Here is an 8,619-nt window from a genome sequence, read left to right on the forward strand (position 1 = left end):
TTTCAATGTCTCATAGATTGCGAAGAAGCACAGTTTTTAAAAACCATAAAAGCTGGGTTTAGTTTCGTGCTGCCATTTTTAGGTCTGAGCTAATATTAATTTTCGGGGTAGCTTAACGGTATCACTTCTGATCCCTACACATTACATTTGACTTTTCAAATACTTTCTCCCGACTATTTAAATGACACCTCTCTGTGAGATGCCTTCTAATCAGTGCGCTTTTCCCCTTCAATTGCAACAATCGTCAACTTGTCAAATGCTCCATCCAAGCTTCCTAGCTCGACTCCTTCTCCATTTTCATCAAACGTACCGTAAGTTGTGACACCAGCCATCCATTGATGCAAAAAATATATATAGGAACCGTTATAAACAGGACGCTTTCCCCATTCTTCACTTACGGCAGGAACAAGATTTGCAATTACATCTAGTTCATTTGCTTTTTTCGCCGTAACATGCCCTTCCCAAATTTGCCATGCCGCATGATCTTTAACCTCATAATACCCAGTATAGTCCCCTTCTGTGATAAAGAATTTTTGAGTTTGGCCATATGGAAAATAATACTGCGTTGTACGGATGTCAGAGGTAAAACCAAGGTGTTCCTGCAAACTAATTTTCGGCAAAGCAAGAACTGCTTGTCGTGCAGTTACAATATCTCGGCTCTTGGTAGCAAGATCACTGGATCCGTTATAAATCACGGCTGTTTTCGTTTCCGCATCCCATACGACAAAGGCATCCAGTGATTCTCCAATAAAACGCAAAGGTACATAGACGGAACCGTTAATGTTTCGTGGAGAAACACTAACTGTCACTTTATTTGTTCCTTTCGTGGCCTCCTTTTTCCCAACTGTAAGCTTGAGGACTTCTTTGGAAGTCTTGTTTGTAACGGTAACGGTCTTTGCTTTGTTGTCCCAACCAACGCTAAAAACGGGAAGAAGAGAAACTGTCCGAATAGGTACCATTGTAGTTTGATTAATAATAACAGGCTTTTGATCCGTCAGTTTCACCCCATTCACATTCAAACTAATCGAAGAATCTGCCGCTGATACCATGCTTCCAATGGAAAAGACTATGACCGCCAAAATTAAACTTGTGAGTACATACTTTTTCAACATTGTAACAGCCTCCTCTTATTTACACATGCTAAGCACTTAGCTTTTATTTATTTATCGGCAGTTTTTGAATAATGTTGGAATATACCTTTATAGGACTCTGACTCGTAAATCGTTTTCGATTCCCTCCATCATCTGTATAGGTTGTTGCCGTAGTACCATTTAAATTTTTATAGTAGTTCACGTTATCATTCACAAAAAATGGTTTCATAATAGGGTCCCCAGTATCTGCTGCTGTATAGTTGCCTGCCTTATATGCAATGTCAGATTTTGCTCCCGCTACAAACTGTCCCGTCACAATTGCCTTGCCATCCTTAATTTCCACAATTGAGGATGTATGACTATCATCAAAAAGGTATGTATCTGCCCTCCCTGTTGGAAAGGTATAGCTGTTCAATGCTTTCGCGCTGAAACTTAGGAGCTTAAAGCTTGCCGTAAAGGGCAATGAAATAGCAGCTTTACGCGCAGCTTGCAAATCATCTTGGCTTAATAAACTGGCATCAAACTTATAATCATTAGAGGTAATAAAAACGATGTTACGGATGGTTTCATATTGCACGTGATAACCTAACTCCTCAGATACAAATCGAATAGGAACTAATATTCGTCCATTCATGTTTCGCGCGGGTGCGTCCATTTGTACATCTATCCCATTATTGTGGGCTATTTTATTACCTACCTTAATCTTCAAATACACGCCTTCCTTATTTTGAATGGTAGCAATTCGTGAGGAAGGATTCCAACTAAAAGATAGCCCTAAAGATGCAAGCGTTCGGATAGGAATGAAAAGACGATTCTTGTCCAGTACCGGATGAACATCCATTTGAATGTATTGACCATTTACATTTACTTCAGCCTGAGCTTCATAAGCATCATTGTCTACCGCAGCATCAGAAATTAAAGGATGACTCAATAAGCCTAAACCTAGAATTAATACTAGAACAGACAAGACTTTTTTCATTATTCTTCTCTCCTAAGTAAAATAGAATTTGATAATGACCTTTATTAAATTTCAGTTCATGCAGAATCTGGTACTGTAATATATCGGTCCCTCTTGCCCCTTACTAAAATAATCAGAACATGGTCCGAAAATTGGAAAAGGAACCAATAAGAACATAAAAAGAACATCCTTTATCTAGATGTTGGAAGGCGTATTCCTCCCGTCACCGGTGTGCACATAGAAGTTGCTTCACCTCGAATGTGCCAAGCGCCGTAGAATCCTGCCCGTTAGTTGAGTAAAGGCAGCGGATCGATCTGATCGGCTGCCTTATTGTTTTATTGAGCTCCCTCGGTACGATTAAGTTTTCTCACGAATGCTCGCTTATTCGCAGGATTTCACCCTTGTTAGACATGTATGAAGGACGTTCGGGTGACCACTTCATAGACCTGGACAACATGAAGACGTGAGGAAATAGAGGGGGAGACTATTCCCCCATGTTCTTCCATATCCTGCACGTATTCTCCACGCCGCCCCTGGAGGTTCTCACTCCCATGTCTCAACGGGTCAATGCCCTTTCATTCCTTCGTTACACCTGTCCAAGGGGTGGAGGCCGGTCTTGCTATCGTTACGGGTCGGTGCCCTTTGGTTCAATGCATCCGGTACGCCGTGCTTTCTTTGAAATCCCGCGAATAAGCCAAAATTCGTACAACGAAACGGTAAGTATCGATTAAGCTGCTTGCTGGATCGGCATCGTTTTAGGAGCGTTGTAGGCCTCGCCGCTGCGAGCCATTCCAACTAATATTCTCGCTAATTTGCCGCATAACTTCATAATGGACCTCATCTTCTTCATCTTCTTTACCTGTACATTGTAGGCATGCATCGCTTTAAACTCCGGATTGTTCGCGACTAAACTCAGGGTCATCATGAAGATGAAACGGCGGAGGCGAGATCGTCCCCGTTTGCTAATCTTCATTTGCCCGGTCCATTTGCCTGAACTGGCTTCTGCGAGATTGAGACCGGCATGCCGCAGTAAGGCATTCCCATGGACAAAGCCGCTTAAATCCCCTGCCTCACCCAGAATGCCGGCTAGTGAAATGGCATTAATCCCTTTGACAGCAAGCATAAATTTCGCAAATGGAATCCGTTCTAAAACAGCAACGATCTCCTTTTCTACCGTTTCTAGCTGCAGGCAAGCAAGATCGTACTCGTCGAGAAGTTGCTTCAAGTGAAGCTTGTAGGCATGCAAGGCCTGCTTAGAACCCACAGAACGGCTAGCAAGAGCGATAAGGGCTCGGGCTTTTCGCTCACCAGCATGCCGTTTCATCAGTGATTTCCAACCTTGTATGACGTCTTGGGGCTGTATGGTACACATGTCCTCGGGTGTAGGAAAAAGACGAAGTGTGGCCAATGAACCCGTGCACATGATGTTTTTGAAGACTTGCCTCAGCTCCGGGAACACCACGTCGACCCAGCGATGAATTTGGTTCTTCGCACTCACGAGTCTCGTTACGACAAAGTCTCGATTGGAGAGAAAGACACGGAGTTCTTCAAAGGCTGCTGGTGTGTTGCGAGTAACCGAGTAGTAGCCGTTTTTCACCATGTCGGCGATGACAAGAGCATCCTTCTTGTCGCTCTTGGATGGCGTATTGTCGCGGTTCTCCTTGTTCTTTTTCACCAGATGTGGATTGACGAGAACGACTTCAAATTGGCGATCCGAGAGCCACTTGGATACGTTAAGCCAATAATGTCCGGTAGGCTCCATGCCAACAATGGCCGCCTTTAAAGCATGGGCGGATTGCAGCGACTGGATCCACCGAAGAAGGCTGTGAAAACCTTCCTCATCATTCGAGAAGGATAGGGAATGACCAAGCACAATACCGCGAAAGTTAACGGCTCGTGCAACATGGGTCTGCTGGGCGATGTCGATCCCGACGACCAGATGCTGGGCGGTAATTTTTTCAATGAGTTGATTTTGTTTGTCCTGCGATTTAAACTTCATAGTAGAGCGTCCTCCTAAGATGATGGGATTTAAAGGGCTATGACCCGTTTCGTACTCCCATCGTACCGAGGCGCTCGTTTTTTTGCAAAGCGGTAATTTAACGCTCTACAGGAATGCTATCGTACCCTTTAGTTTAACAACCTAGTGCATCTGCCTGCTGCAGATGTAATGGATGATCGTTTTGTTCAGACAGATTAATTGGTTCCAATCAAATTCTTTCCTTCGTCTTCAATGTGCTTGAGTGTATCTTGAATGGATTGTGCACCTTGTAGAAAAAGGTCAAATTGCTTAATAGCGAGTTCCCGAAGCGATTGATCCAACTCTACTGGTTCTTTAGGAGCTTGATAACTGCCGAATCTCCCTTGATACAAAGGTTCAACATTAATGCCATTGATGGTCGATGGTATATCGTATAATGGCAAGGAATCCATTGTAACTCCAGCTAAATGATTATTGATCATATATTGCAAAATCTCCCACGCCAACTCCTGATTCTTAGTTTTAGCTCCTATTCCAACTAATCCCTTAAAATTTAAATCGGGCGTCGTTAGACGGTCGTCCACCTGAACGGGAGAAGCGACCATTTGCCACTCAAAAGATGGATCCTTAGCTAATAATAATTCTCCATAAGAGGGGGGATGAGAGGTAATAGCTGCTTGTCCCTCCATAAATTTGTCGGCATTAGTTAGTTCTAAACGATTACCCTTGTACAAATCTTGAAAGACTAACGCTTCTTCTTGCCATTCCTTTGTGTTAATCGTCATTTGTTTCCCATTCCATATCTGTAACTTATTCTTTTCGGCAATAGAAATGAGAAATTGTCCAGGGCTTTCCCAATAGGCGTCAAAGCCAACGTGAGGAAGCGTAAATCTGGAGGCTAAATCCATAACCTCTTGCCAGCTCATCGGTTGATTCGGTAATGGGACACCTTCGGATTGAAAAAGACTCTTGTTAATAAACAATGCAGTAGTCATGAATCCCGTAGGAAGCGCAAAGAGGTCACCACCTCCAATTCCTCTTAAATAGGGAGTTGAACCAAGAGGATCATTTGCTAGATCTAATTTGTCCTTTTTAATCCGTGAATCTAGTGATAGCAAGGTGCCTGAATCTACCATAGGCTTATAAATGATTGGAGAGTTTATCATATAGAGGTCACCATTTGTGGTAGTAATCCAATTAATATACTGATCGATCGTTTTAACCGAATCCGGTAGTGTAATGATATTAACTTTGACCTTCGGATATTGAATACTAATTGCATTACCATAAGTGGTCAGAAAGTCCTTTTCTGATACTGTTACAACCGTTAGCGTTCCTTCAAGTTCGTCCGGATCCACTTCTGAAGAACAGGCAGAAAGGAGAATAATACTTAGCAAGGCATAAAATATAAGTGAAGCTTTTTTACGCACCGGGTGCATTTACTCACGTCCTTTTTCAATTCGAGTCCATTCTTTGTTAGCGGATATCTCTATGTTCTCCATCATTTGATCTAACGTTTGCTCATGACTTTCCTTGCGATCCATTTCACGGCTAATAATATCTGTCAGAATAGGTGTGAAATATTCAGTGCGTGAGTTATTGCTTGTCCACTTGTTTGAATCAGCCTCTAATCGGTAGAAGGGTTTCCACTGATCGTTTTTAATATACGATGTTCGAACTGGGAAATCGGGAGGAAATTCATCCATTACTCCCGACCGAAGCCGTGCAGCATCATCGCTATTCATAAAAGCAAGAACTTCCCACGCTCTTTCCGATAGAGCGGATTGGCTAGTGATGCCAATCACCTTGGAAGGCTGCAAGGCCTTGGAAACTGTGGGACTGGCCGAATTAATCGGTTCACTTACCAAGCCCCACTGAAAGGCGCTTTTCTGCAGTGTACCCATATATTCAGGACCGGCAATGGTCATCGCTGACTTCCCTTTTAGGAAAGGATCAAGTGTGATCGAATTTTGTTTGGTCGAAGTATCAGAATGTTCCGCTGTATTGAATACTACCCCCGATGCGATGCTATCGAAGACCTGGTTCATAACGTTACGCCAGCTTTCTGTGTTAAATACAATTTTATTATGAGTAGCGTCCATCCACTTTATATTCTCACTATCACCAGCCCAAAGGACAAGTGGCCCTTTATCTTGCCATACTTTACTGTAGCCAAACGTATCTTTCTGACCTGTAAATCGCTGGGCCAACTTCATAACTTCCGCGAAAGTCATTTCATCCTTAGGGTATGGAATTCCGTATTGATCGAAAAGATCCTTGTTATAGAAAAGGGCTTCGCCCGTGAAAGTCAGCGGTAAGGCAAACAAACTTCCCGTTCCGGCGGAACGAATCTGTTCAACGGGTCCTGGTAATAAGCCAGCGATATCAAAATCATCATTCTTGATTTGACTATCGAGTGGCTTAAGTAGATCCTGCCTTACGATCTCGCTAAAAAGACCAGGAATATCATTGGGGATTGCAATTAAATCAGGTTTCTGATTTTTCATAAACTCTATGTAGCTATCTACTCTATCCTTACCTGGAGTAAAGACTTGTCTAAATTCAATCACTTGAATATTCACATTAGGGAACTTGGCCTGAATCATATTCTGAAAATCACGCTGAAACTCCATTCTAGAAGAGTATAGTACCTTTAGTTCGACTTTCTCAGAATCCTCCTGACTCGTAGACTGACTGCATGCAGTTAATAGATATAGGAGTATAATAACGATAATGCCATTTTTGAAGATTCGCATAATTTCCCCTTTGTAAGTTTGTCTAAAGGACCAATCTGCTTACTATTTTAAAATTGTGTCCTCATTCATTAATTTTCTATTTACAGTTATTCCCTATGTAGAACGCAAAGATATACCCATAAGTTGCGTTATCCTACCATTTTACTTCAAAAACAAAAGAAGAGTTATCCTGAAAATAGCTCCACCTATAGACTTAATCCACCTGTTCGTATTGTAGCTCACGCCCCAGCAATACATATAGATGAATTTTGCGAAAAAGCAAAAGGAGCTGCCGCGGCAGCTCCTTCGTCACATGACCTTTATTAAACTATTGTACCCTATAGCTCAATAAACCACTTACTGCTTAAAGTAGTGAGCAATCGAATCTGGCAGTTTGCTCTCAATATGGGCAAGACCAAACTGCCCATCCTTTTCCAGAATCCGATAATTATGACCTAAGACATTGTCTCCTATAAACAACACGGTGTATTGAGGTTCCCTATCTAATTGAAATTCATTGTAAGGCCCCTGCTGTTCGAATAAGTCGACAAATGAATCCGCCTCTTGGCCATTAAGTTCTCGAAGTACTTCAGTTCCTTGATAAATTATGATCTTTCTCACCGATTGATCTTCAAAGACAGGGTAGTAAGACTTCCCATCTCCACCATTGCGAACATAGACAAGGAAACCGGTACGATTACTATTGGCTTTTACTACAACCACATCCTGATCTGGGTAGCTCGGAATGGAATATGCCGGTGTGCCCTCAGCAATTACAGTTCCGCTGTCGACTTTCCCAATCTCTTTGATTTCCGTTACGTCCAACAAAGCCAGCTCCCAAGCGTTGACATAATCCGTATCCCCTAAACTAATGATATCTGCATAAGAAGATTCGGACATAGAATTGCTGGGATTGGATTGTGAACACCCCGTCATTAATATCAATAAAAGGCATAAAAAGACTTTCATTAGATCACCTCAAATACTTGACGCTTAACAGATTGCAACTGTTGCACTATAAGAGCTAGACCGAATCAATTTATGGTTAAGCCGATCGATTCGCTCCAAATGTCAACGAACGTAAACCACTGATCCATTGGAGCTAAACTGCCCGTTAGTGTAGCGAAGGGCCGCCCGCGTGACAGCCCTTCAACAGTGTACTATCGTTCTCCGTTAGCTTAATGACGGCCCTCAGGGTGTATTACCGTCCGTTGCCACGACTTTCCCGAAACCTTCAACTATCTTAGTCAGTTGACTGTAAAACTGAACATCACGATCAACAATTTTGTAATAAATATTGTTCAATATCAGATCACCCATAGCAAAACATATCGATAGCTCGCCGTTGATTTTCCCCGAGTATAAATAGCCGGTATACGGCTCCGGCGTCTTCACATGTTTGTAGCCTTTCGAATTCAACAGGCTCTGAAGATCACCAATCTTCGATTGATCTTCCGTCCGGTACAAGTAGCCGCTCCCGCCATCTCGAAACTCAACTTTGTTGATGACACTTCCGTTCATTAGCGTATCGAATGTCTTGCTTTCGGACTTCTGACACGCGGCCACGAGTACCACGAACAATAACAAAATCATTGCTTTTCCGAATCGCATCTCCAGTGCCCCCTTATACCTAATCGCTCTTTATAATAACGAAAAACGTATTTCACAGTGGCTTTGTTGCACATTACTGCCCTTCAGCTTAATGAGAAATGGAGCAGCTGCCATCGGCAATCTGCTCCATCATTAATTGAACTCCCTCGGTACGATTAAGTTTTCTCACGAATGCTCGCTTATTCGCAGGATTTCTCCCTTGTTAGACATGTATGAAGGACGCTCGGGTGACCACTTCATAGACCT

General features: G+C 42.6%; 7 protein-coding genes. All 7 read right to left on the reverse strand.

Annotation, left to right across the window (positions count from 1 at the left end; genetic code table 11):
• Positions 1–206 precede the first annotated feature (206 nt).
• A complete protein-coding gene (locus tag AC0YNV_RS40240; RefSeq protein WP_475773056.1) occupies positions 207–1,112 on the reverse strand; it encodes a copper amine oxidase N-terminal domain-containing protein in 906 nt (301 codons plus the stop codon).
• Between the two features lie 43 nt (positions 1,113–1,155).
• Positions 1,156–2,070: a copper amine oxidase N-terminal domain-containing protein gene (locus tag AC0YNV_RS40245; RefSeq protein ID WP_475773057.1), complete on the reverse strand. Its 915-nt coding sequence runs from the start codon at positions 2,068–2,070 to the stop codon at positions 1,156–1,158.
• A gap of 706 nt (positions 2,071–2,776) precedes the next feature.
• Positions 2,777–4,048 carry an IS110 family RNA-guided transposase gene (locus AC0YNV_RS40250; RefSeq protein WP_475773058.1) on the reverse strand — a complete coding sequence of 424 codons (1,272 nt, stop codon included), beginning with the start codon at positions 4,046–4,048 and terminating at the stop codon, positions 2,777–2,779.
• A 194-nt stretch (positions 4,049–4,242) separates the two neighbouring features.
• Complete coding sequence (locus AC0YNV_RS40255) at positions 4,243–5,466, reverse strand: ABC transporter substrate-binding protein (protein ID WP_475773059.1); 1,224 nt, start codon at positions 5,464–5,466, stop codon at positions 4,243–4,245.
• Positions 5,467–6,783: an ABC transporter substrate-binding protein gene (locus AC0YNV_RS40260; RefSeq protein WP_475773060.1), complete on the reverse strand. Its 1,317-nt coding sequence runs from the start codon at positions 6,781–6,783 to the stop codon at positions 5,467–5,469.
• Between the two features lie 336 nt (positions 6,784–7,119).
• Positions 7,120–7,731: a hypothetical protein gene (locus AC0YNV_RS40265; RefSeq protein WP_475773061.1), complete on the reverse strand. Its 612-nt coding sequence runs from the start codon at positions 7,729–7,731 to the stop codon at positions 7,120–7,122.
• A 222-nt stretch (positions 7,732–7,953) separates the two neighbouring features.
• Positions 7,954–8,373 (reverse strand): hypothetical protein, encoded by a 420-nt coding sequence (locus tag AC0YNV_RS40270; protein ID WP_475773062.1) that lies wholly within the window; start codon positions 8,371–8,373, stop codon positions 7,954–7,956.
• Positions 8,374–8,619 lie beyond the last annotated feature (246 nt).

It is taken from the genome of Paenibacillus sp. JT31N11, from assembly GCF_056269285.1.